Genomic DNA, 21,533 nt, shown 5'->3' with positions numbered 1-21,533 from the left:
CAATTTTTCGCCTTCCCGGTGTCCCCATGAGTGGCTGGAAACAGGGCTTCGCCGCCTATCTCGACCGCCGGGTGGTGATGGTCCTGCTGCTGGGTTTTTCCAGCGGCCTGCCGCTGCTGCTGACCTTTTCCACCCTGTCGGCCTGGCTGAAGGGCGAAGGCATCTCGCGTTCGGCCATCGGCGCCTTCGCCCTGGTGGGCACCCCCTATGCCCTGAAATTCCTGTGGTCGCCGCTGATCGACCGCTTGCCGCTGCCCATCCTGACCCGGCTGCTGGGGCGCAGGCGCGGCTGGGGCGTGCTGATCCAGGTATTGCTGATCGGCTTCATCCTGGCGCTGGGCGCCACCGATCCGGTCAACCAGCTGTGGCTGACCGCCGCCCTGGCGGTGGTCACCGCCTTCCTGTCGGCCAGCCAGGACATCGTCATCGACGCCTATCGGGTGGAAATCCTCGACGACGAGCAGCAGGGGCCGGGCGCGGGGGCGGTGCAGACCGGCTATCGCCTCGCCATGCTGGCCGCCGGAGCGGGCGCCCTGCTGGTGGCCTCGGTCTGGGGCTGGTTCGCCGCCTATGCCACCATGGCGGCGCTGCTGTCGGTGGGATTGGCGGTGCTGCTGCTGGGTCCCGAGCCCGCGATCCGGGTCTCGGCCGCCACCGCCGAGCGCGAGCGCAAGGCCGCCGAATACCTGGAGGCCCGCCCCCACCTCAAAGGCACCCCCGCCAAGATCGCCGCCTGGCTGTATGGCGCCGTGGTCTGCCCCTTCGCCGACATCATGTCGCGGCCGGGCTGGATCGCGGTGCTGCTGTTCATCATCGGCTACAAGATGGGCGAGGCCATGGCGGGCGCCATGGCCAACACGCTGTATATCGAGATGGGCTTCCGCCTGGACGAGATCGCCTGGGTCAGCAAGATCTTCGGCTTCGGCGCCACCATCATCGGCACCATCATCGGCGGCGCCCTGGTGGTGCGGCTCGGTGTCATGCGCTCGCTGCTGATCTTCGGCGTGCTGCAGAGCCTGGGCAATCTGTTCTACGTGGTCCAGGCCATGGCCGGTCACAACATCTGGGCGCTGGCGCTGTGCGTCGCCGCCGAAAACCTGACCGCCGGCATGGCGGGCTCCGCCCTGGTGGCCTATATCTCCGGCCTGTGCAACCAGGCCTATACCGCCACCCAATACGCCCTGCTGTCGTCGTTGACCGCCGTGGGCCGCACAATCTTCGCCTCGACCAGCGGCAAACTGGCCGACATGATGGGCTGGGTCGATTTCTTCCTGCTGACCACCGTCATCACCGTGCCCGCCCTGGTGCTGCTGCCCTGGCTGATGAAACAACAAGGCCGGGTTGCAGCCGAGACGGGTTGAAACCTGTCTCCCAAGCGGTCATGCTGGAGTCAGGAATCGTTCCAAAGGTCTGAGCGCCATGCGCGTCGGGGTTCCCAGGGAAATCAAGACGCACGAATACCGGGTCGGGTTGACGCCGGGTTCGGTGCGTGAACTTGCCCATCATGGCCATGAGGTCATGGTGGAAAGCGGCGCGGGCGAGGGCATCGGCTGTTCCGATGCCGCCTATCGCGCCGCCGGGGCCGAGATCCTGGGCAGTGCCGCCGATGTGTTCGCCAGGGCCGACCTGATCGTCAAGGTCAAGGAGCCCCAGCCGGCGGAATTCGGCCTGCTGCGCGAGAACCAGGTGCTGTTCACCTACCTCCACCTCGCCCCCGATCCCATCCAGACCAAGGCGCTGGTGGACTCGGGCTGCATCGCCATCGCCTATGAGACGGTGACCGACGGCCTGGGCCGCCTGCCGCTGCTGGCCCCCATGTCGGAAGTGGCCGGACGCATGTCCATCCAGGTGGGAGCCCATGGCCTTGAAAAGGAACAGGGCGGTTCCGGCGTGCTGCTGGGCGGCGTCCCCGGCGTGGCGCCCGCCAAGGTGGTGGTGCTGGGCGGCGGCGTGGTCGGCGGCAACGCCACCCGCATGGCCGTCGGGCTTGGCGCCCGGGTGGTGGTTCTGGACCGCTCCCTCGCTCGCCTGGCCCATCTGGACGACCTGCTGCTGAACTCGGTGGAGACCGCCTTCGCCACCTTGGACAATATCGAGCACCATGTGCTGGAGGCCGACCTCCTGATCGGTGCCGTGCTGGTGCCGGGCGCCGCCGCTCCCAAGCTGGTCAGCCGCGAGATGGTGGCGGCCATGCGCAAGGGATCGGTACTGGTGGACGTGGCCATCGACCAGGGCGGCTGCTTCGCCACCTCGAAGCCCACCACCCACGCCAATCCGACCTTTGTGGAAGAAGGCGTCGTCCATTATTGTGTCACCAACATGCCGGGCGCCGTGGCACGGACCTCGGCCTTCGCGCTCAACAACGCCACGCTTCCTTTCGTGCTGGCTTTGGCCGATAAGGGCCTTGCCCGCGCGCTGAGCGAGGACCCGCACTTCCGGGCGGGCCTCAATATCCACCACGGCCGCGTCACCCATGCGGCGGTGGCCCAACATCTGGGTTACGATTTCACGGCGCCGGAGAGCGCCCTGTCCAACTAGGGAAACACAGCAGCAATGGACCTCAAGAAGATCCCCATCGGCAAGAACCCGCCCCGCGACGTCAACGTGATCATCGAGATTCCGTTGCGCGGCGATCCCGTCAAATACGAAGTCTGCAAGGAATCGGGGGCCATGTATGTGGACCGCTTCCTCAACACCGCCATGTATTACCCGGTCAATTACGGCTTCATCCCCCACACCCTGTCCGAGGACGGCGATCCCGCCGACGTGATGGTGGTCGGCCGTATTCCGGTGGCGGTGGGCGCGGTCATGCGCTGTCGCCCCATCGGCGTGATGATGATGGAAGACGAGGCCGGCATGGACGAGAAGATCCTGGCCGTGCCCCATTCCAAGCTGCACCCGTTCTATGACGGCGTCACCAGCTACGAGGATCTGCCCAAGATCCTGGTGCAGCAGATCGAGCACTTCTTCGTCCACTACAAGGACCTGGAAGTGGGCAAGTGGGTGCAGTTGAAGGGCTGGGGCGGCCCGGAAAAGGCCGCAGCCATCATCCAGGAATCCATCGACCGCGCCCAGGCGGCCAATCCCAAGAAGAAGAAGTAGCCCAGGGCGACTTCTCCCAACCAAACGGCGGGCCTAAAGCCCGCCGTTTTCATGTTCAGAACATTTCAACATCGTCATCGTCGACATCGTCGCCGCGAAACACCAGCCCGGCCCCCATTCCGGGATCGAGATAGGCGTGAACCTCCACGTCCGAGATGGTCCGCGCGATATAACGGGCAAGACCGAACAAGTATTCAGGACCATTCACGGTCAAGGGAGAGTAGCTGGGATCGCGGCTGCGGCCTAAGTCGACAATGAACATCACGGCCTCCTGTTCTTCGAGGTCCGATTATATCCAAACGAGGCAATGGCACCTATGCACAAGTATAGGGCCACTGCCATGCGCGGCAGGTATAGTATTGAATAAGGATAAAATTTTATGGATTTTTACGACACCGCCGCCGTCTTCCGCCCGACCCGATCATAGGTCCGTCCGATCTGGACCAGGCAGATGGACAGTTCCGGCGTCACTCCGTCGAGCATATCCAGGATGTGCTGGCCCACCTGGACGAAGGTGGCCTCTTCGGAATTCCCGGCGAAGACCATGGGGAAGGCCTCGATCAGGGCGCGGGACTCCGCCAGTTCGGCGCCATAGAGCTTCTTGCCCATGATCTTGTGGCAGTCGAGATAGCGTTCGGCCGCCGCCAGCACCACATCCACATGCAGGCGTCGACGCAGCGCCTCGCGCAGCTGGATGGCCAGCTGGGTCGGACGACGGGCCAGTTCGGCGGGAATGAAGGGACGCTTGGCGTTGATGGAACTCTTGTCGCGGGCGGCGCCGACGCAGGCGGCATAGAATTCGGACAGCCCGAACTTCATCTCGCCATGGCGGGTGAACATCATCATCACCAGGATATCCACCAGCAGATTGTTGAAGTTCTTTTCCGTCTGGTGCAGCCGTTCGCGCAGGAAGCGGGTGGTGGTCTCGCCATGCCCCGCCAGCCCCAGCAACTCGTCGCGGGACTGGGTGAACAGGCGGGTGTTGAAGTCCAGCAGGGTGCGCAGGAACTGGAAGTCGGCGGCAGGCGGCAGTTCGACGCCGGATTGCGAGGCCTTGTCCCGCAGCTCGGCGATCATGGCCAGCGCCTCCTCTTCCTCCTTGTTCAGTTGGTTGGCGGGCGGCAGGGTGACCTTGACCTTCTTGGTGGTGGTTTCCTTGCCCAGGGAAAAGCTCACGCCCATGATGTTGTAGGACTTGGGGCGGACCACTTCCTTTTCCACCACCTTGATCTCGGAGTGGAATCCTTCGCCGCGCTGCTGCGCCGCCAGCTTGGATTCGCCCGATTTCTGGTGCTGCGCCAGCTTCTCCAGGCGGGAATCCACCGCCTTCCAGACATGGGAGCGCATCTCGGTCCAGAACGCCTTGGCGCGCTCCGGATTGGTCAGCACCGACTGGTCGACCTTGACATAGACCCGCCGTTCCAGACTGACCCGACAGCGGCTGAGCAACGGCCCCTTGACGAAGGCCTTCAGCACCGCCCCCAGGCGGGTATCGAACAGGAAGAACGGTTGGCTGTGGCAATAGGCCACCGAGGGAATCTGGGGCGGCGGCACCATCATCAGGGCCAGCCGACGATCCACCAGTTCGCCCAGATGGGCGGCGATACGTTCCTCGGCGGCGGCGAAGTCATAGGGGCCGTCATCCACCGACCCCAGGTGCAGCGACATGGGCAGCGGCGCCGGGACCAGATCGCTTTCGCGCCGCTTCGGCGCCTGCTCCTCGGCCTCCAGCGCCGCCAGCCGGGCCTCCTCGGCGGCATGCCAGGCCTTGGCGATTTCGGGCCGTTTCTCGATCACCACCCGGATGACCTCGGCGGCCAGGGATTTCTGTTCATTCCAGGTCAGGCCCGCCAGACCGGCGGCAAAGGCGTCCTGGATGGTCGCCAGGAAGGTTACGTCGCTCTGGCGGCGCAGCAGGGCGTGCAGCACCTCGGCCATGTAGTGCAGCATGCCGGGCAGGTCGCTGATGCGCTCGAGCTTGGCCAGCAGATCGTCGAGAAGCAGGTTCTGGTCCTGCGGCAGGGCATTCATGGCTTCCACCCCTTCTCGATGGCGACGGCCGACACCGAATTCTTGGGGGAGCCGTCGATGATCTTGTCGCTGTAGACCAGATAGACCAGCACATCACGCTTCCTATCGTGGAACCGCACCACCTGCAGGGTCTTGAACAGCAGCGAGGTATCCTTCTTGAACACCGTCTCGCCGTCCTTGAGCGATTCCTGGATCTTGATCGGCCCCACCTGGCGGCAGGCGATGGCCGCGTCAGAGGTATCCTCGGCCACCCCCAGGCTGCCCTTGATGCCGCCGGTCTTGGCCCGCGACAGATAGCAGGTCACTCCCGCCACCTTGGGGTCGTCGAAGGCTTCCACCACGATCTTGTCATTGGCCCCCACCATCTTGAACACGGTGGAGACGCTGCCGATTTCCTCGGCGAAGCTCGGCGCGGACAGGGCGAGCATCGACACCAGGCACAGGACCGATCCGTAACGCATCATCATATCGTCCGATAAATTTGGACCATGATGGCATGGTCCGAGAGGATGGCACCATACGACGGAAAGTCTTAGCCATCTGTGAACGCGTTTACAGAACGGGTGATCAAGCTCAAGGCATCCGGGCCGGAATCAGTCCATGCTCGGACCCGCCCTTTCCCTTTCCCGAGTCCCGCCATGCCCTTTCCCGCCTTTTTCGACGACGCCCCCGCCATCACCCTGTTCGACCCCCTGGCCGCCTTTCTTGGCGCACCATCCGATGGGATGATCCGCTATGGCTATGGGGATGCCGTGCGGCTGGCGGGCCATTCCTGCCCCACCGTGGCGGGCGCCTGGCTGATGAGCCTGGCCGCCATGGCGGCCCTGTGGCCGGGCGCGGTGCCCGAGCGCGGCCAGATGCGGGTGATGATGGCCGACGCCCAGGACAGCGGCGTTACCGGCGTGATGGCCGCCGTTGCCGGGCTGGTGACCGGCGCCGCCGGGGCGGGGGGCTTCAAGGGCATCGCCGGGCGCTTCACCCGCGCCGACCTGCTGGCCTTCGGCGCCGCCACCGGCGCCGAGATGACCTTCCAGCGCCTCGACACCGGATGCCGGGTGGCCGCGTCGTATCATCCCGAACTGGTGCCCGCCGATCCCGAGATGCGGGACCGCTTGCAGTCGCTGCTGTCGGGACGAGGCGATGCCGAGGATGCCCAACGCTTCGCCCAACTGTGGCAGGACCGGGTCAAGCGCATCCTGGTGGATCATGCCGACGAGCCCGGGCTGATCCAGCTGACGGTTACGGCATGAGCGGCGCCCCGGTCATTTCCCACATTTTTTTTGGTGTTGTGAACGATTCCACACAATGCCATATGGCACCGTAGCTGTTAATCTTTACCCGCCTCATCCCATCATCACGAGTGTGAACATGCCCCAACCGGCCCTCGGCTTCGGCCTTTCCTTTTCCGACCTGTATGATCGCCGTGGGCTGGAGCTGACCGACCTCGCCTTTCTCGACAGCCTGGCCGGCAGCGATGCCGCGCTGCACGCCCGCCTGAGGGCGGCCCGCGCCGAGCCCGCGGCGCTGACCCCCACCGCCGAGGCCGAGCTGATCATCGCCCTGGCCCCCCATCTCGACGATTTCCTGGCCGAGCTGTTCGCCATCCGCGCCGCCGCCGCCGAGTTGAAGGAGCGCCAGGACGCCCTGGCGCCGCTGTATCAGGCCAAGCGGCAATTCGTGCAAAAGCGCGCCGTCAAGGATGTCTCGGCCGAGGAAGCCGCCGGGCTGAACCCGGATTATCTGGCGCTGGACTACGCGGTGCGCACCGGCGAGGCCTTCAGCGAGCTGGGCTTCGCCCGCAAGGTGCTGGGCTGGCTGGACGACGAGGCCAATCACGCCGAGGATCTGGCCTTCGCCGCCCGGCTGGCCGCCGCCGCGGTCGCCGCCAATGCCAAACGCCCCCACGCCAAGGGCGTGCTGTTCAAGCTGCCCACCAAGCATGATCCGCTGGCCATGGTCCCCACCATCCCGGTCGAGCATTGCGGCGTCTTGGCCGTCGAAGCCGACACCGCCCATCTGCGCCGCCGCGAGGGCTTCAACCTGACCGATCCCGGCACCGATCTCGCGGGGGCCTTGGGCGAGATCAACTATTGCATCTTGTGCCATCACCAGGGGCGCGATTCCTGCTCCAAGGGCATGAAGGACAAGAAGACCGGTGACTTGGTCAAGAACGCCGTCGGCGTCACCATGGAAGGCTGCCCGCTGGAGGAAAAGATCTCGGAGATGCACGAGGTCAAGGCGGCGGGCCATGCCATGGCCGCCCTGGCGGTGATCACCATCGACAATCCCATGGCCGCCGGGACCGGGCACCGCATCTGCAACGACTGCATGACCGCCTGCGTCTATCAGAACCAGAACCGCGACCCGGTCAATGTTCCCGAGGCCGAGACCCGCACCCTCAAGGACGTGCTGGAACTGCCCTGGGGCTTCGAGGTCTATTCGCTGCTGACCCGCTGGAATCCGCTCAATCTGCGCCGTCCGCTGCCCCGACCCGATTCGGGTCGCAAGGTGCTGGTGGTGGGGATGGGACCGGCGGGCTATACCCTGTCGCATCACCTGATCCAGGACGGCCACCATGTGGTGGCGGTGGACGGTCTGAAGATCGAGCCGCTGGCCGCCGAGCTGTCGGGAGTCGACCCCCATGGCCGCCGGGTGGCCTTCAAGCCGGTGCGCGACATCCGCGCCCTGTGGCAGCCCCTGGGCGAGCGGGTGATGGGCGGCTTCGGCGGTGTCGCCGAATACGGCATCACCGTGCGCTGGGACAAGAACTTCCTCGACGTCATCCGCCTGCTGCTGGAACGCCGTTCGGAATTCGCCCTGTTCGGCGGCGTGCGCTTCGGTGGCAACATCACCCTGGAACAGGCTTTCGAGGCCGGCTTCGACCATGTGGCCCTGGCCACGGGGGCGGGCAAGCCCACCATCCTCGACATGCCCAACGGGCTGGCGCGCGGCGTGCGCCAGGCCTCGGACTTCCTGATGGCGTTGCAGCTCACCGGCGCGGCACGCTCCGCCACCCTGGCCAATCTGCAACTGCGCCTTCCCGTGGTGGTGATCGGCGGCGGCCTGACGGCGGTGGATACCTGCACCGAGGCCCTGGCCTATTACCCCATCCAGGTGGAAAAGTTCCTGTCGCGCTACGAGCTGCTGGTGGCGGAACGGGGCGAACATGCGGTGCGTGTCCACTGGTCCGAGGAAGACCACGCCATCGCCGACGAGTTCATCGACCATGGCCGCGCCATCCGGGCCGAGCGTCTGGCCGCCGCTTCCGAGGGACGCGAACCCCATATTCTCGAATTGCTCAAGAGCTGGGGCGGCGCCACCCTGGTCTATCGCCGCCGCCTGACCGACAGCCCGGCCTATCGCAACCACGAGGAAATCACCAAGGCCCTGGAAGAGGGTATCCGCTTCGCCGAGGGCCTGACCCCGGTGGCGGTGGAGGTGGATGATTTCGGCTCGGCCTCCGGCCTGCAGGTCAAGGACAAGGACGGCCAGCCCCATCGGTTCCCGGCGCGTTCCATCCTGGTGGCGGCGGGCACGGTGCCCAACACCAATCTGGCCCGCGAGCGGTCCGACATCACCCTGGATGGCAAGTATTTCCAGGCGGTGGACGAGGACGGTAATCCGGTGAAGCCGGAACTGCTGGCCAAGCCCGGCACCCCCCAGGTGCTGATGCATGTGGATGGCTTCGACCGCACCGTCAGCTTCTTCGGCGACCTGCACCCGTCCTATGCCGGCAATGTGGTCTCGGCCATGGCCTCGGCCAAGCAGGGCCACCCGGTGGTGACCCGCGCCATGGCGCGCCGCCCCGCCAACGGCATTGCCGCCAAGGATCTGTTCGCCCGTCTCAACCACGATCTGCGCGCGTCCGTCCATGCGGTGGAGCGCCTGACTCCCACCATCGTCGAAGTGGTGGTCAAGGCCCCCGCCGCCGCCCGCGCCTTCGAACCCGGCCAGTTCTTCCGGCTGCAGAATTTCGAGATGCTGGCCCGCAAGTTTCCCGGCGCCACCCTGGCCATGGAAGGCCTCGCCCTGACCGGCGCCTGGGTCGACGTGGAGCGGGGACTGGTGGGACTGATCGTGCTGGAGATGGGCGGATCAAGCGATCTGGTCGGCCATCTCACCCCCGGCGAGCCGGTGGTGCTGATGGGCCCCACCGGGGCGCCCACCCATGTCTGCGGCAGGGAAACCGTGCTGCTGGCGGGCGGCGGTCTGGGCAATGCCGTGCTGTTCTCCATCGGCCACGCCTTCCGCGCCGCCGGGTCCAAGGTGCTGTATTTCGCGGGCTACAAGAATGCCCATGACCGTTTCAAGGTCGCCGACATCGAGGCCGCCGCCGATGTGGTGGTGTGGTGCGTCGATGGCGGCGAGGCCTTCACCCCCACCCGCCCCCAGGACCGTACCTTCGTCGGCAATATCGTCGAGGCCATGGTGGCCTATGGCGAGGACCGCCTGGGACCGCAGACCCTGTCGCTGAAGGATGTGGACCGCGTCATCGCCATCGGCTCCGACCGCATGATGGCGGCGGTGGCCAAGGCCCGCCACGACCGCCTCGCCCCCTGGCTGAAGAAAGGCCATACCGGCATCGGCTCCATCAACTCGCCCATGCAATGCATGCTGAAGGAGGTCTGCGCCCAGTGCCTGCAACGGCACAAGGACCCGGTGACCGGCGAGGAGAAGATCGTCTTCACCTGCGCCGACCAGGACCAGCCACTGGACAAGGTGGATTTCGTCAGCCTGAACGAACGCCTGGGCCAGAACTCCGCCTCGGAGAAGCTGGGTCGGGTCTGGATCGACCGGGCGCTGAAACAGGCCGGGCTGCGGGGATAAGTCTGGCGGGGTTTGCGGACACACCCCTCCCCCCGCCACAGGTGGGGGGAGGTCGGGAGGGGGGCTTGCGTCCACCCGCACTTCCCGTTCCGTCAGCCCCCACCCCAACCCTCCCCCGGCAAAGCCGGGGGAGGGGGAGCAATAGGTGAAGCCCCCTACTTCTTCTTGGTCAGGCTGTCGATCTGGGCCTGCAGCGCGTCGACGCGGGCCTGAAGCTCGTCCACCTTGGGTTCGCCGCCATCGGCGCCGTGGGTCTGGTAGAAGGGCGTGAACATCTTCATGGCGCTTTCCATGAAGGACATGTTCTTCTTGGTCATGTCCTCGAACGGATTGAAGGGGAACATCCCTTCCAGGGCATTGCGCATATAGTCGCGCATCTGCTGTTCGTTACGGGAAAAGGCCTGCATGGAATAGTCCAGGTAGCGCGGAACCAGCCCGCCCAGACTATCGCCGTAAAAGCCAATCAACTGGCGCAGGAAGCTGATGGGCAGCAGGTTCTGACCTTCCTTGCCCTCTTCCTCGACAATGATCTGGGTCAGCACCGAGCGGGTGATATCCTCGCCGCTCTTGGCGTCATAGACCACGAAGTCCTCGCCGTCCTTCACCATCTGCGACAGGTGGTCGAGGGTCACATAGCTGCTGGTCGCCGTGTTGTAGAGGCGGCGGTTGGCGTACTTCTTGATCGTGATGGGAGCCTGGGCGGTGGTCTGGGACTCGGACATCGGGGCCTTCATATCGCAAGGTGAGACGGGCATTATCGCCCATACCCTCATAGTAATAGCAGAAATTACCGGCCACGGAAAATTTTCGCTTGCCGAGCGGATGGACCGCGGCGGCGCCCTCGGCTATAGTTCGCCCATGTCAGACACACCGCCGGATTTCAACGCGCTTGCGCGCCGTTACCTTGACCTCTGGCAGGAACAGGTGGCCGCCGTCGCCGCCGATCCCGCCCTGGGCGAGGCGGTGGCGCGGGGCGTCGCCATGATGACCCAGACCGCCGTCGCGGTGGCCGAGGCCACCGGGGTCGCGCGCAACGGGGGTGTGCGGGGTGCGGCGGCTTCGGCCAGGAATGGGGCGGGATCGGATGAAGGCACAGTCTCTCCCGGCGGCACCGCCCCGGACAGGCCCCAGGCCGCTGCCACTGCATCTGATGACCCACGCCTCCACCATGATGAGCTCGCGCGCCGCGTTGCCGCTCTTGAAGAACGGGTCGCTACCTTGGAAGCCACATTTGGCGGAAGCGGGCCGCAGCCTGTCCCGCAGCCTCGCAAGCGTCGGCCCCGAGGCCCTCAAGCGGTTTGACGAGGCGCTGGCGGCCGAGGCCGGACGCCGCCACGAGGCTTTCCTGGCCGGAATCGAGGCCTATCGCCACCACCCCTATCGCCGCGCCATGCCCCCGGTGCCGTTGGCCTGGAGCCAAGGCACCACCCGGCTGTGGGACTATCGCGCCGCCACCTGCCCCGCGGATGCCCCCCCGGTGCTGGTGGTCCCCTCGCTGATCAACCGCGCCTATATCCTGGATCTCAGCCCCAAGCGCAGCGTCATGCGCTATCTGGCCGAGAAGGGGCTGGCCCCCTTCCTGGTGGACTGGGACGCCCCCGGCCCCGAGGAACGCGGCTTCACCCTGACCGATTACATCGCCGGACGCCTGGACGCGGCGCTGGACCGGGTGGTGGCGCTGACCGGACGCAAGCCGGTGGTGGTTGGCTATTGCATGGGCGGGCTGCTGGCCCTGGCCCTGGCCCAGCGTCGGCCGGACTCCGTGGCCGGGCTGGTGCTGTTGGCCACGCCGTTCGACTTCCTGGCCGGACGCGAAAGCAATGCCGTGCTGATGCGCGCCCTGGCCAAACCCCTGGGCGAGTTGATCGCGGCGGCCGGGGTGGCGCCCGTCGACATGCTGCAGTCCATGTTCTCGGCCCTTGACCCCGGTCTGGCGGCGCGAAAATTCGCCGCCTTCACCCGCCTGAAGCCCAAGAGCGCCAAGGCACGGGACTTCGTCGCCCTGGAGGACTGGGCCAATGACGGGGTCGACCTAGCCGGACCGGTGGCCCGCGAATGCCTGTTCGACTGGTATGCCGAGAACAGCCCGGCCGAGGGACGCTGGCTGATCGCCGGACGGGCGGTACGGCCCGAGGATGTCACCATACCGTCACTGCTGATGGTCCCGCATCGCGATAGAATCGTACCTCCCATCTCCGCTCTGCCGTTGGCAGAACGCCTTCATGGTGCCAAACTGCTGATGTTGTCCGGAGGGCATGTGGGCATGCTGACCGGGCCAAGGGCGAAATCCGACGTCTACGGGCCCCTGATGCGCTGGATTCGCCGCGTCGCACAATGACACGGCGGTTGCATCGGGGCCGACCGAAGCAGTATGACACCAGGGGCGGTTCCATTTTTGGAATGCCCCTAGTGAGCGGATCAAGATCCACCGAGGAGACACAAAGCTCATGACCGATATCGTTATTGCCGCCGCCACCCGCACCGCCATCGGCTCGTTTTCCGGTTCGCTGTCGGGGTTCCAGGCGGCCCAGCTGGGTGAAATCGTGATCCGCGAAGCGCTGAAGCGCGCCGGTGTCGAGGCCGAGGCCGTCGACGAAGTGCTGATGGGTCACATCCTTTCCGCCGGCTGTGGCCAGAACACCGCCCGCCAGGCCGCCATCAAGGCGGGCATTCCCAACACCGCCACCGCCATGGCCATCAACCAGCTGTGCGGCTCGGGCCTGCGCGCCGTGGCGCTCGGCTTCCAGGCCATCGCGCTGGGCGACGCCAATATCGTGGTGGCGGGCGGCCAGGAGAGCATGACCAACGCCCAGCATTCCGCCTTCCTGCGCAACGGCGTGAAGATGGGATCGCTGGAATTCACCGATACCATGATCCGGGACGGCCTGACCGACGCCTTCAGCCCCATCCACATGGGCATCACCGCCGAGAATCTGGCCGAGAAGTTCAATATCAGCCGCGCCGAGCAGGACGAATTCGCCGTGGCCTCCCAGAACAAGGCCGAGGCCGCCATCAAGTCCGGCCGCTTCAAGGACGAAATCACTCCGGTCACCATCATGGTGAAGAAGGAAGAAAAGGTGTTCGATACCGACGAGTTCGTCCGTATCGGCGCCACCCTGGACGCCATCGCCAAGCCGAAGCCCGCCTTCAAGAAGGACGGCACCGTCACCGCCGCCAATGCCTCGGGCATCAATGACGGCGCCGCCGTCGCCGTCTTGATGACCGCCAAGGAAGCCGCCAAGCGCGGCATCACCCCGCTGGCCCGCATCGCCGGTTGGGCCACCGCCGGTGTCGATCCCAACACCATGGGCTATGGCCCGGTTCCTGCCTCGCAGAAGCTGCTGGCCAAGATCGGCTGGAAGCACCAGGACCTCGACCTGATCGAAGCCAACGAAGCCTTCGCCGCCCAGGCCATTTCGGTCAACAAGGGCATGGGCTGGGATACCTCGAAGGTCAATGTCAACGGTGGCGCCATCGCCATCGGCCACCCCATCGGCGCTTCGGGCGCCCGCGTGCTGGTCACCCTGCTGCACGAGATGCAGAAGCGTGGCGGCAAGAAGGGTCTGGCCACCCTGTGCATCGGTGGCGGCATGGGCATCGCCCTCGCCGTCGAGCGCTGATCACAGCCAAAACCAGGGGAGCCGCGCCCGCCCGGCGGCTCCCCACCTTATCCCACGGGTGGAAACCGGCCAGGCGGACCAACAAGCCCAACCAGAGCCGGATGGAGACACAAGCAAAGAGGAGAACCCCATGGGGCGTTTAGCTATTGTGACCGGTGGCACCCGCGGCATTGGTCGCCAGATTTCGGTGACCCTGAAGAATGCCGGCTATAAGGTTGTCGCCAATTACGGCGGCAACGACGAGGCCGCGCGCAAGTTCACCGAGGAAACCGGCATTCCCTCCATGAAGTGGGACGTGGGCAACTATCCCGCCTGCGAAGCCGCCATTGCCAAGATCACCGCCGACCACGGCCCGGTCGAGATCGTGGTCAACAACGCGGGCATCACCCGTGACGGCGTCCTGCACCGCATGACCTACCAGATGTGGGAAGACGTCATCCACACCAACCTGACCTCGTGCTTCAACATGGCGCGCCTGGTCATCGATTCCATGCGCGAGCGTGGCTTCGGCCGCATCGTCAATATCGGCTCCATCAACGGCCAGGCCGGCCAGTACGGCCAAGTCAACTATGCCGCCGCCAAGTCGGGCATCCATGGCTTCACCAAGGCCCTGGCCCAGGAAGGCGCCGCCAAGGGCATCACCGTCAACGCCATCGCTCCCGGCTATGTCGATACCGACATGGTCCGCGCGGTGCCGCCGGCGGTGTTGGAAAAGATCATCGCCAAGATCCCGGTCGGCCGCCTGGGCCGCGCCGACGATATCGCGCGCTGCGTCATGTTCCTGATCGCCGACGACGCCGATTTCATCACCGGCTCGACCCTGTCGGTCAACGGCGGCCAGCACATGTACTAAATTCCGCGACGCCCGGCGTCACGGCACCAAGCCCTCCCCGAACGGGGAGGGCTTTTTTCTATCAAACATAGGTCGTTCGCCCGATGGCTGACCCCATCCGGTCATGCCATGATGCGTTATGTGGTTATTCACGGATCTGCCATGAGCAACAGCGAAGGCAAGGCCTGTTTGGAACAGCGGACGACGCAGATCGGCAGTCTGATCGGCGGCGCGGCCTTGTTTCAGGCTGGGGCCATGATCAAGGGCGGTCAACGCTGCGCCGATCTGAGAACCTGTGACCATTGGCAGGATTGCGCCGGCCGACACGGGGAATTGTGGACCCATCTGACCACCACGCTGGCCGAAGTCAAATAGAGCGGCGCCCGAAACAATTCCTATACGAAAAGATAGGCCGCCTCATACCTTAGGGTAAGCCTTTGCGCTATCGCCCTTGCTTTCTGCGCCTTTTGTCACATTGCCACACAAATCACTCCCGATCGCGGGTGGCAAGCAGCGACGGCAAGACGGATGATTATCCTGTCAGAGCAAACCTCCTTGTCATCCGAGGCAGCACATGAACGGCTCACTCTTCGCGATCATCGGCAATGCCATCGCCGCCGCGCGCCAGATGGGACTGACCTGCGCCGAACAGCAGGAAACCGCCCGCGCGGTTCTGCTGGCCCATGACACCTCCCTGACCCCCGGCATCGCCCGGGTGCTGGTAGAGCAGCTCTACGACTCGGTCACCGCCTTGTCGGAACCGGGTCTGGCCGTCTAGCGGTCCGATCCTGACGCTTCAATTTCCCAACGTCAGATGAATCGGCCCACTAACTGATTGAATTGTGGAAACAAATCTAAAATTTGCCAGGGATGCAAATGTTAGATTTTTTTCCACCAGGCGGAGGAGGCGGGGATGATCGGGTCGTCCTACAAATGCCTGACGCAGATTTCCGAGGCCCGGCGCCTGTATGACCAGGGACGCTATGGCGAATGCCTGCGCCTGATCGACGACATCCGCAACTGCGCCAGCCTTTGCGGCGAGCATGACGTCTGCACCCGCGCCCTGCGCCTGGCATCCAGGGGAATGAGCCTGGACGGGCACGAGGAACCGATCCCCGCACCCGCCCTGACCTGAGTCAGGCCTTGGTGTCGACCAGGCCGGACGACAGCAACTTGGTGAGATAATCCGACGACGAACTGGACCCGCTCAACGACTTCAGCAACTCCTGAAGGGCATCGGCGGCAGAGGTGTTGGTGTCGTCATAAGTGACCTTGGTGCTGGTGGTCCCGTCGGTATAGGTGGTGACGGTGGTGGTGACCCCGTTGACGGTCGAGGCCTTGGTGCTTTCCACCTCCTTGGACGATGTGTCCTCTTCCTCGGAGGTCGAGGCCTCGCCCTCGCCCGATGGCGGTGGGCCGCCCGCTTTCATCTTCTGCTCGAACTGATCCAGGGTGGCGCGGATGGACGAGGCCTCCTCCTCGCTGATTTCCCCGGACGCGATATCCTCTTTCAGCTTGGACTCGATGGCGGAACGGATATCGGCGGGATCAGGACGCGAGCCGCCCGAGGACGACATGGTCGACTTGATCACCGAATCGATTTCAGAGCTGATCTGACTGGCCTTTTCGGCGGACAGCCCATTGGTTTGCAGAGAGCTTAGCAACTGGCTCTGGGGGGACGGCCTGTCGCCGACCGAACTGATGGACATGGCGATTCTCCTTCTGAGACGAGGCTTCGTTGATGTGCCTGATGACGGTTACACGCATCACCGGCCCAACCCATGCGCTCCACCCCACCGCCCGCCGCTATCCCAAAAGCCAGGGAGGCGCGGCGGGCGGGCGACCATCCGAAGGGGGATCAGACGGTCAGGGAGCTGGTCTGGAGCAATGACGATGCGTTTGCATTGCGATAGGCCGACTCCTGATAGGAGGAAATCGCCTGCAGGAGCTGTTGCAGCAGGGACTCGGACAAGGGCTGGCTATCGGCGGTGGCGCTGGCCTGGCTGGCATCCGCCGATGGCGGAGGCCCCGCCTGTTCCAGAGCGGCGGCGAACTGATCCTCGGTCAGGCTGGTGGCGTCGGTTCCGGCCAGCTTGTCGAAGAAGGCCGAGGCCTGGCTTTCGCTCACATCCTCGGGCCGCCCGGCCAGGAATTCCTCGCGGGTGACGTTGCCGTCGCCGTCCACGTCCAGGTCACTGAACATCTGGGACGCGTCGGGCGGGCCTCCCGCCCGGCCGGTGCCACCGGGAGGAGGCGGAGGCTCAGCCTGTTCCAGAGCTGCGGCGAACTGGTCCTCGGTCAGGCTGGTGGCATCGCTCCCGGCCAGCTTGTCGAAGAAGGCCGAGGCCTGGCTTTCGCTCACATCCTCGGGCCGCCCGGCCAGGAATTCCTCGCGGGTGACGCTGCCGTCGCCGTCCACGTCCAGGTCACTGAACATCTGGGACGCGTCGGGCCGGCCTTTCTCCCGGCCGCCATCGCCGGCCTGGGTGTCCTGCTCCGACTGGGCCTGGATCAAGACAGAGGCCATGCTTGCCGCCATCTGCTGAAAGGCGCTGAGAAGATCGTTCTGGCTGAGGGAACCGCTGGAGCTGGTATCCAGGCTGTCGAACAGTGACCCGGCCTGATCCTCGGACTGATCCTGGGGACGCCCAGCAACAAATTCACTGCGACTGACTGAGTTGTCAGAATTGGTATCAAGCTTGCCGATAAGCTTTCTAAGGCTTGCTGAGGCCGCCTGCCCATGCTCGCCAATACTGTGCAGCATGATTGTTCTCCACTAGTAAAGACATTGCCATAAAATGGCACTTCATTGTCTTTCACTAGGCAGAAGCATTATTACATGCGAAAATATTTCGTTTTATTTTACATTGCCGTGGACGCTACAATGCTCCATAGCAGTCAGGGCATGGCTGTTCATTGCCTGCCTCGCAAAGCCCGGGCCAGAACGGCCACCTACAGCAACCCATTGGAATACCTGATTTTTCCCATCAGGACACCCACCCTTGGCGCCGTCCGACCAGGAAGAATCTGCCGCCACCGGCAATTTTTGCCGGGTTTCGGCGAATTTTGCCGCATGGAACGCGGCCGCCGAGCCGTGAAAGGGTGAGATGCGCGCGACAAGCTTGGACGGGCAGACGAGCCACGGAACGGAGACCAGCGACGACAAGCTGCTGCAGGCTGTCGCCCGCGGCGATCGCACGGCCTTTCGCCAGTTGATGGACCGCCACGCCCGCCCCATGCTTGCCCTGGCCACGCGCATCACCGGCAACCCCGACGACGCGGACGAGATCGTGCAGGACGCTTTCATGAAGACCTGGAGCCTGGCGGCCAAATGGCGGGCGGATGGACCGGCCAGCTTCGGAACCTGGCTGTACCGGGTGGTGCTGAACGCCTGCCTCGACCGCAAGCGCCGGGCGCCCTTCAGCCCGCTGGAGGATGCGGGCGACCCCGCCGATCCCGGCATCGCCGGGGTGGACTACGCCATGGGGCGCCAGCGCGAGGCGGTTCTGGCCGCCGCCATGGCGGATATCCCCTCCAGACAGCGGCAAGCCCTGGCGCTATACTATTTCAGCGATCTGAGCGCGCCCGAGGCGGCCAGGGTACTGGATTTGTCGGTATCGGCGCTGGAAGCCCTGCTGGTCAGGGGACGGCGCGCCCTGAGGGACCTGTTGCAACGCCGGGGCATCACCGGCAGTGGAGACTTGATATGAGCTGGGATGATCCCGAGCGCTTGCGGAGTCGCCCCCCGCTGGACATTCCCGACCACCGGGTCGAGCGGGTCCTGGATGCGGTGCTGGCCGGACTCGACAGGCGGCCGCCTTCTCCCTCTCCTTGGGTCAGGCTGTCCGATTGGCTGACGGCCCTGAGTCCCCAGCCCCGCTATGCCATGCCCATGATGGCCGCGCTGGTGCTGGGCGTGATGGTGAGCCAGGGGCTGCAGACAACGGAAAGCCCCGCCCAATTATCCGATCTTCTGGCCTATTCCTCTCCCCTGGTGACGGGATTCTGATGGACCTGACCTTGATTCGCCGCTGGAGTCTGCCGCTGTCGCTGGCGCTGAACGTCTTCCTGGCAACGGTGATCGCCCTGCATCCCCGGCCGCCGCACCGCCCCGGCCCGCCACCGCCGCCCATCGAGATCGCCCGTCAGATCGCCGCCAGCTTGCCACCCGCCGATGGCGCCATCCTGCTGGAGGTGTTCGCGGCCCATGCCGAGACCTTCCAGCGCAGCCATGACATCCAGCACGAGGCGCCCGAGCGCATCAAGGCCGCCCTGGCGGCCCGGGAATTCAGCGCCGACGCCCTGCGCGCCGCCTTCGACGTCAATCGCGCCGGACGTCAGCTGATCGACGAGGCCCTGGCCGCCACCCTGATCGAGACCGCCAGCCGCATGTCGCCGGAAGGCCGGGCCAAGCTGGCGCAATGGCGGCCGCCGGGGCCGCCGGGCGGAGGGCCACCGCCGCCCCGCTGACGCAGGTCAGCGCGCCGCCCCGCCGCGATTGAGGCTGCGCATGGCGCCATCGAGGCCTTCCAGGGTCAGGGGGAACATGCGGCCGCCCATCATCTGGGCCAGGATGCCGGTGGAATGGGTCCACTGCCAGCGCGATTGCGGCGCCGGATTGAGCCAGACGGCGCTGGGCCACTGGGCCAGCAGGCGCTGCATCCACACCGCCCCCGCCTCCTCGTTCCATTCCTCCACCGCGCCGCCGGGCACGGTGATCTCGTAGGGGCTCATGGCGGCGTCGCCGACGAAGATCAGCTTGTAGTCCGAGCCATAGGTGTGGATGACGTCCCAGGTGTTGGTGACATCCTGGTGGCGGCGGCGATTGTCCTTCCACAGGCCGGAATAGGGGCAGTTGTGGAAGTAGAAGTGCTCCAGGTGCTTGAACTCGGACTTCACCGCCGAGAACAGCTCCTCGCAGGTCCGCACATGCTCGTCCATGGAGCCGCCGATATCGAGCAGCAGCAGCACCTTCACCTTGTTGTGGCGCTCGGGCACCATCCGCACGTCGAGCATGCCGCCGGATCGCGCGGTGGAGCGGATGGTGTCGGGCAGGTCCAGTTCGGTGGCGGCGCCTTCCCGGGCGAATTTGCGCAAGCGGCGCAGCGCCATGCGGAAGTTGCGGGTGCCCAGTTCGATGCCGTCGTCCAGATTGCGGAAGGCGCGTTCGTCCCACACCTTGACGGCGCGGCGATGACGGGATTCGGCCTGGCCGATACGCACGCCCTCGGGGTTGTAGCCATAGGCGCCAAACGGCGAGGTCCCGGCGGTGCCGATCCATTTCGAACCGCCCTGGTGGCGCTCCTTCTGCTCCTCCAGCCGCTTCTTCAGGGTCTCCATCAGCTTGTCGAAGCCGCCCAGCGACTTGATCTCGGCCATCTCCTCCGGGGTCAGATGCTTTTCCGCCAGACGGCGCAGCCATTCCTCGGGGATGGCGGCCTTGATGGCGTCGTTGAGGATATCGGACTCGGTCAGCACCCCCTGGAATACCTTGGCGAACACCCGGTCGAACTTGTCCAGGTTGCGCTCGTCCTTCACCAGGCAGGATCGCGCCAGATAATAGAAGGTATCCACCGACAGCTCCGCCACCCCGGCCTGCAGCGCCTCCATCAGGGTGAGGTATTCCTTGAGGGTGACCGGCACCCTGGCGTCGCGCAACTCAAGGAACAGGGTCAGGAACATGCCTACCCCTTTTTCGCCCTGGTCCAGGCGGCGTATTTCAGGTCCTCGATCAGGATATGACCCTTGAGCCAGGTCCACAGGAAATCCGCCACCCGCTGATCGGAATCGGCAAAGCCCTCGGCGCGGTACTGCTTGAGCATGGCCGCCACCTGATCGGCGAACAGGTCATGCTGGCCGCGATGCCCTTCAATTCCGGGATAGCCGATGGCCTCCAGATGGGTCTCCTCCCGCTCGAAATGGCCGCCCACATAGTCCAGCAGCTCGTTGAACAGTTCGACGAAACCCGTATCGGAGTAATGCAGGCCGTTGATCATCTGAATCAGGTGCTTGTGGTCCTGGTCCAGTTCCTCGACGCCGACGCTCATGGCCTCGGTCCATTGGATGGTGGTCATCAGCGGCCCTCCCTGCGGCTCATGAAGGCCAGGCGCTCGAACAGATGCACATCCTGCTCGTTCTTGAGCAGGGCGCCGTGCAGCTTGGGGATCAGCGAGCGGGAATCCTTGGCCCGCAGATCCTCGGGCGACAGATCCTCGGCCAGGATCAGCTTGATCCAGTCCAGCAGTTCCGAGGTGGACGGTTTCTTCTTCAGGCCCGCCACCTCGCGGATATCGAAGAAGGCGGTCAGCGCCTCGTGCAGCAAGGCGGGCTTGATGCCGGGGAAATGCACGTCGACGATGCGTTCCATGGTCTCGCGGTCGGGGAAGCGGATGTAGTGGAAGAAGCAGCGGCGCAGGAAGGCGTCAGGCAGTTCCTTCTCGTTGTTGGAGGTGATGATCACCAGCGGACGGCGTTCGGCCCGGATCACCTGCTTGGTCTCGTAGACATGGAACTCCATGCGGTCGAGTTCCAGCAGCAGGTCGTTGGGGAATTCGATATCGGCCTTGTCCACCTCGTCGATCAGCAGCACCGGCGGCGCGGGCGCCTCGAAGGCTTCCCACAGCTTGCCCTTGACGATGTAGTTGGAAATGTCGTGCACGCGGGCGTCGCCCAATTGCGAATCCCGCAATCGCGCCACCGCGTCGTATTCATACAGCCCCTGCTGGGCCTTGGTGGTGGATTTGATGTGCCACTGGATCAGCGGGCGGCCCAGCGATTTGGCCACCTCGGCGGCCAGCACGGTCTTGCCGGTGCCGGGTTCGCCCTTGATCAGCAGCGGGCGTTCCAGCCGCAGTGCCGCGTTGACCGCCACCAGCAGATCCTCGGTGGCAACGTAAGACTCGGTTCCCTTGAACGTCATGACGCGGCTCCTCCTGGTTCAAGGGTAGAGGCGCGGACCAGGGCGGGTCAAGCATGGCGGGAAAAAGCGAACCCCGGCCATGGGAGGATGGCCGGGGTTCTTGTCCGTCGTCGCAGGCGTCCGAAACAGCGGGATGGGGGGGAGAGTCCCGGAAGCCCGAGCGCGGCGACGGCTGTAATTCAAGGGGCTCCGCTTGGGAGGA

General features: G+C 65.1%; 24 protein-coding genes. 14 read left to right on the top strand and 10 right to left on the bottom strand.

Features of this window, described 5'->3' with window-relative positions; translation table 11 throughout:
• Nucleotides 1-26 precede the first annotated feature (26 nt).
• Genes A6A04_RS06840 through ppa form a run of 3 tightly spaced genes read left to right on the top strand, consistent with a single transcriptional unit; the run spans nt 27 to nt 3,102 of the window.
• Entirely contained in the window at nt 27-1,361 is a 1,335-nt protein-coding gene (locus tag A6A04_RS06840) for an AmpG family muropeptide MFS transporter (RefSeq protein ID WP_068491185.1), read from the top strand.
• Nucleotides 1,362-1,419: 58 nt separating this feature from the next.
• Nucleotides 1,420-2,538, top strand: a complete 1,119-nt coding sequence (gene ald, locus A6A04_RS06835; RefSeq protein WP_068491183.1) for an alanine dehydrogenase — start codon at nt 1,420-1,422, stop codon at nt 2,536-2,538.
• A gap of 15 nt (nt 2,539-2,553) precedes the next feature.
• Nucleotides 2,554-3,102, top strand: a complete 549-nt coding sequence (gene ppa / locus A6A04_RS06830; RefSeq protein ID WP_068491180.1) for an inorganic diphosphatase — start codon at nt 2,554-2,556, stop codon at nt 3,100-3,102.
• Nucleotides 3,103-3,157: 55 nt separating this feature from the next.
• On the opposite strand, the gene A6A04_RS06825 is transcribed toward ppa, so the two are convergent.
• From A6A04_RS06825 to A6A04_RS06815, 3 genes are all read right to left on the bottom strand, one after another.
• Nucleotides 3,158-3,364 (bottom strand): hypothetical protein, encoded by a 207-nt coding sequence (locus A6A04_RS06825; RefSeq protein ID WP_068491178.1) that lies wholly within the window; start codon nt 3,362-3,364, stop codon nt 3,158-3,160.
• A gap of 125 nt (nt 3,365-3,489) precedes the next feature.
• Nucleotides 3,490-5,133: a hypothetical protein gene (locus A6A04_RS06820; protein ID WP_068491176.1), complete on the bottom strand. Its 1,644-nt coding sequence runs from the start codon at nt 5,131-5,133 to the stop codon at nt 3,490-3,492.
• Entirely contained in the window at nt 5,130-5,600 is a 471-nt protein-coding gene (locus tag A6A04_RS06815) for a CreA family protein (RefSeq protein WP_156612503.1), read from the bottom strand. The genes A6A04_RS06820 and A6A04_RS06815 overlap by 4 nt, the downstream gene beginning before the upstream one ends.
• A gap of 171 nt (nt 5,601-5,771) precedes the next feature.
• Between A6A04_RS06815 and A6A04_RS06810 the strand changes: the two genes are divergently transcribed.
• A complete protein-coding gene (locus A6A04_RS06810; RefSeq protein WP_068491175.1) occupies nt 5,772-6,383 on the top strand; it encodes a hypothetical protein in 612 nt (203 codons plus the stop codon).
• Nucleotides 6,384-6,501: 118 nt separating this feature from the next.
• Nucleotides 6,502-9,960, top strand: a complete 3,459-nt coding sequence (locus A6A04_RS06805; protein WP_068491172.1) for an FAD-dependent oxidoreductase — start codon at nt 6,502-6,504, stop codon at nt 9,958-9,960.
• A 155-nt stretch (nt 9,961-10,115) separates the two neighbouring features.
• Here the strand turns inward: A6A04_RS06805 and phaR are convergent, their stop codons facing one another.
• Complete coding sequence (gene phaR / locus A6A04_RS06800; RefSeq protein ID WP_068491170.1) at nt 10,116-10,682, bottom strand: polyhydroxyalkanoate synthesis repressor PhaR; 567 nt, start codon at nt 10,680-10,682, stop codon at nt 10,116-10,118.
• 177 nt (nt 10,683-10,859) lie between these two features.
• Nucleotides 10,860-11,054 carry a hypothetical protein gene (locus tag A6A04_RS22240; protein ID WP_156612502.1) on the bottom strand — a complete coding sequence of 65 codons (195 nt, stop codon included), beginning with the start codon at nt 11,052-11,054 and terminating at the stop codon, nt 10,860-10,862.
• A 137-nt stretch (nt 11,055-11,191) separates the two neighbouring features.
• Here A6A04_RS22240 and A6A04_RS06790 point away from each other — a divergent pair, with 137 nt between their 5' ends.
• The 6 genes from A6A04_RS06790 (at nt 11,192) to A6A04_RS06765 (ending at nt 15,547) form a co-directional block, all read left to right on the top strand.
• Nucleotides 11,192-12,298, top strand: coding sequence for an alpha/beta fold hydrolase (locus tag A6A04_RS06790; RefSeq protein WP_068491166.1), 1,107 nt, complete (start codon nt 11,192-11,194; stop codon nt 12,296-12,298).
• 109 nt (nt 12,299-12,407) lie between these two features.
• Complete coding sequence (locus A6A04_RS06785) at nt 12,408-13,580, top strand: acetyl-CoA C-acetyltransferase (protein ID WP_068491163.1); 1,173 nt, start codon at nt 12,408-12,410, stop codon at nt 13,578-13,580.
• 130 nt (nt 13,581-13,710) lie between these two features.
• Nucleotides 13,711-14,433 (top strand): acetoacetyl-CoA reductase, encoded by a 723-nt coding sequence (gene phbB / locus A6A04_RS06780; RefSeq protein WP_068491162.1) that lies wholly within the window; start codon nt 13,711-13,713, stop codon nt 14,431-14,433.
• Between the two features lie 141 nt (nt 14,434-14,574).
• Nucleotides 14,575-14,787, top strand: coding sequence for a hypothetical protein (locus A6A04_RS06775; RefSeq protein ID WP_068491160.1), 213 nt, complete (start codon nt 14,575-14,577; stop codon nt 14,785-14,787).
• A 199-nt stretch (nt 14,788-14,986) separates the two neighbouring features.
• Nucleotides 14,987-15,190: a hypothetical protein gene (locus tag A6A04_RS06770; protein WP_068491158.1), complete on the top strand. Its 204-nt coding sequence runs from the start codon at nt 14,987-14,989 to the stop codon at nt 15,188-15,190.
• A gap of 135 nt (nt 15,191-15,325) precedes the next feature.
• The gene (locus A6A04_RS06765) at nt 15,326-15,547 is read left to right on the top strand and encodes a hypothetical protein (protein ID WP_068491156.1); all 222 of its coding nucleotides are present in this window, start codon (nt 15,326-15,328) and stop codon (nt 15,545-15,547) included.
• Between the two features lies 1 nt (nt 15,548).
• On the opposite strand, the gene A6A04_RS06760 is transcribed toward A6A04_RS06765, so the two are convergent.
• Nucleotides 15,549-16,121, bottom strand: a complete 573-nt coding sequence (locus tag A6A04_RS06760; RefSeq protein ID WP_068491154.1) for a hypothetical protein — start codon at nt 16,119-16,121, stop codon at nt 15,549-15,551.
• A gap of 149 nt (nt 16,122-16,270) precedes the next feature.
• On the bottom strand, nt 16,271-17,176 hold the full coding sequence (locus A6A04_RS21545) for an EF-hand domain-containing protein (protein ID WP_082914754.1): 906 nt from the start codon (nt 17,174-17,176) through the stop codon (nt 16,271-16,273).
• A 343-nt stretch (nt 17,177-17,519) separates the two neighbouring features.
• Between A6A04_RS21545 and A6A04_RS06750 the strand changes: the two genes are divergently transcribed.
• Genes A6A04_RS06750 through A6A04_RS06740 form a run of 3 tightly spaced genes read left to right on the top strand, consistent with a single transcriptional unit; the run spans nt 17,520 to nt 18,882 of the window.
• Complete coding sequence (locus tag A6A04_RS06750; protein WP_068491152.1) at nt 17,520-18,122, top strand: RNA polymerase sigma factor; 603 nt, start codon at nt 17,520-17,522, stop codon at nt 18,120-18,122.
• Nucleotides 18,119-18,421, top strand: a complete 303-nt coding sequence (locus tag A6A04_RS06745) for a hypothetical protein (protein ID WP_068491150.1) — start codon at nt 18,119-18,121, stop codon at nt 18,419-18,421. The genes A6A04_RS06750 and A6A04_RS06745 overlap by 4 nt, the downstream gene beginning before the upstream one ends.
• Nucleotides 18,421-18,882, top strand: coding sequence for a periplasmic heavy metal sensor (locus tag A6A04_RS06740; protein WP_068491149.1), 462 nt, complete (start codon nt 18,421-18,423; stop codon nt 18,880-18,882). Before A6A04_RS06745 ends, A6A04_RS06740 begins: the two co-directional genes overlap by 1 nt.
• A gap of 6 nt (nt 18,883-18,888) precedes the next feature.
• Here A6A04_RS06740 and A6A04_RS06735 read toward each other — a convergent pair whose 3' ends face one another.
• Genes A6A04_RS06735 through A6A04_RS06725 form a run of 3 tightly spaced genes read right to left on the bottom strand, consistent with a single transcriptional unit; the run spans nt 18,889 to nt 21,331 of the window.
• Nucleotides 18,889-20,094, bottom strand: coding sequence for a vWA domain-containing protein (locus tag A6A04_RS06735; RefSeq protein WP_068491147.1), 1,206 nt, complete (start codon nt 20,092-20,094; stop codon nt 18,889-18,891).
• A 2-nt stretch (nt 20,095-20,096) separates the two neighbouring features.
• Nucleotides 20,097-20,486 carry a bacteriohemerythrin gene (locus tag A6A04_RS06730; RefSeq protein ID WP_068491145.1) on the bottom strand — a complete coding sequence of 130 codons (390 nt, stop codon included), beginning with the start codon at nt 20,484-20,486 and terminating at the stop codon, nt 20,097-20,099.
• On the bottom strand, nt 20,486-21,331 hold the full coding sequence (locus tag A6A04_RS06725) for an AAA family ATPase (protein WP_068491143.1): 846 nt from the start codon (nt 21,329-21,331) through the stop codon (nt 20,486-20,488). The genes A6A04_RS06730 and A6A04_RS06725 overlap by 1 nt, the downstream gene beginning before the upstream one ends.
• Nucleotides 21,332-21,533 lie beyond the last annotated feature (202 nt).

Source organism: Paramagnetospirillum marisnigri (genome assembly GCF_001650715.1).
Taxonomy (GTDB): domain Bacteria; phylum Pseudomonadota; class Alphaproteobacteria; order Rhodospirillales; family Magnetospirillaceae; genus Phaeospirillum; species Phaeospirillum marisnigri.
The sequence above is the reverse complement of the archived record's forward strand: the minus strand, read 5'-3'. Positions and strand labels throughout refer to the sequence as shown.

Bases quoted from the DNA above. Each gene is read 5' to 3' on its own strand.
- A6A04_RS06840 (WP_068491185.1), top strand. From the start codon at position 27: ATGAGTGGCTGGAAACAGGGCTTCGCCGCCTATCTCGACCGCCGGGTG.
- ald (WP_068491183.1), top strand. From the start codon at position 1,420: ATGCGCGTCGGGGTTCCCAGGGAAATCAAGACGCACGAATACCGGGTC.
- ppa (WP_068491180.1), top strand. From the start codon at position 2,554: ATGGACCTCAAGAAGATCCCCATCGGCAAGAACCCGCCCCGCGACGTC.
- A6A04_RS06825 (WP_068491178.1), bottom strand. From the start codon at position 3,364: ATGTTCATTGTCGACTTAGGCCGCAGCCGCGATCCCAGCTACTCTCCC.
- A6A04_RS06820 (WP_068491176.1), bottom strand. From the start codon at position 5,133: ATGAATGCCCTGCCGCAGGACCAGAACCTGCTTCTCGACGATCTGCTG.
- A6A04_RS06815 (WP_156612503.1), bottom strand. From the start codon at position 5,600: ATGATGATGCGTTACGGATCGGTCCTGTGCCTGGTGTCGATGCTCGCC.
- A6A04_RS06810 (WP_068491175.1), top strand. From the start codon at position 5,772: ATGCCCTTTCCCGCCTTTTTCGACGACGCCCCCGCCATCACCCTGTTC.
- A6A04_RS06805 (WP_068491172.1), top strand. From the start codon at position 6,502: ATGCCCCAACCGGCCCTCGGCTTCGGCCTTTCCTTTTCCGACCTGTAT.
- phaR (WP_068491170.1), bottom strand. From the start codon at position 10,682: ATGTCCGAGTCCCAGACCACCGCCCAGGCTCCCATCACGATCAAGAAG.
- A6A04_RS06785 (WP_068491163.1), top strand. From the start codon at position 12,408: ATGACCGATATCGTTATTGCCGCCGCCACCCGCACCGCCATCGGCTCG.
- phbB (WP_068491162.1), top strand. From the start codon at position 13,711: ATGGGGCGTTTAGCTATTGTGACCGGTGGCACCCGCGGCATTGGTCGC.
- A6A04_RS06775 (WP_068491160.1), top strand. From the start codon at position 14,575: ATGAGCAACAGCGAAGGCAAGGCCTGTTTGGAACAGCGGACGACGCAG.
- A6A04_RS06770 (WP_068491158.1), top strand. From the start codon at position 14,987: ATGAACGGCTCACTCTTCGCGATCATCGGCAATGCCATCGCCGCCGCG.
- A6A04_RS06765 (WP_068491156.1), top strand. From the start codon at position 15,326: ATGATCGGGTCGTCCTACAAATGCCTGACGCAGATTTCCGAGGCCCGG.
- A6A04_RS06760 (WP_068491154.1), bottom strand. From the start codon at position 16,121: ATGTCCATCAGTTCGGTCGGCGACAGGCCGTCCCCCCAGAGCCAGTTG.
- A6A04_RS21545 (WP_082914754.1), bottom strand. From the start codon at position 17,176: ATGCTGCACAGTATTGGCGAGCATGGGCAGGCGGCCTCAGCAAGCCTT.
- A6A04_RS06750 (WP_068491152.1), top strand. From the start codon at position 17,520: ATGCGCGCGACAAGCTTGGACGGGCAGACGAGCCACGGAACGGAGACC.
- A6A04_RS06745 (WP_068491150.1), top strand. From the start codon at position 18,119: ATGAGCTGGGATGATCCCGAGCGCTTGCGGAGTCGCCCCCCGCTGGAC.
- A6A04_RS06740 (WP_068491149.1), top strand. From the start codon at position 18,421: ATGGACCTGACCTTGATTCGCCGCTGGAGTCTGCCGCTGTCGCTGGCG.
- A6A04_RS06735 (WP_068491147.1), bottom strand. From the start codon at position 20,094: ATGTTCCTGACCCTGTTCCTTGAGTTGCGCGACGCCAGGGTGCCGGTC.
- A6A04_RS06730 (WP_068491145.1), bottom strand. From the start codon at position 20,486: ATGACCACCATCCAATGGACCGAGGCCATGAGCGTCGGCGTCGAGGAA.
- A6A04_RS06725 (WP_068491143.1), bottom strand. From the start codon at position 21,331: ATGACGTTCAAGGGAACCGAGTCTTACGTTGCCACCGAGGATCTGCTG.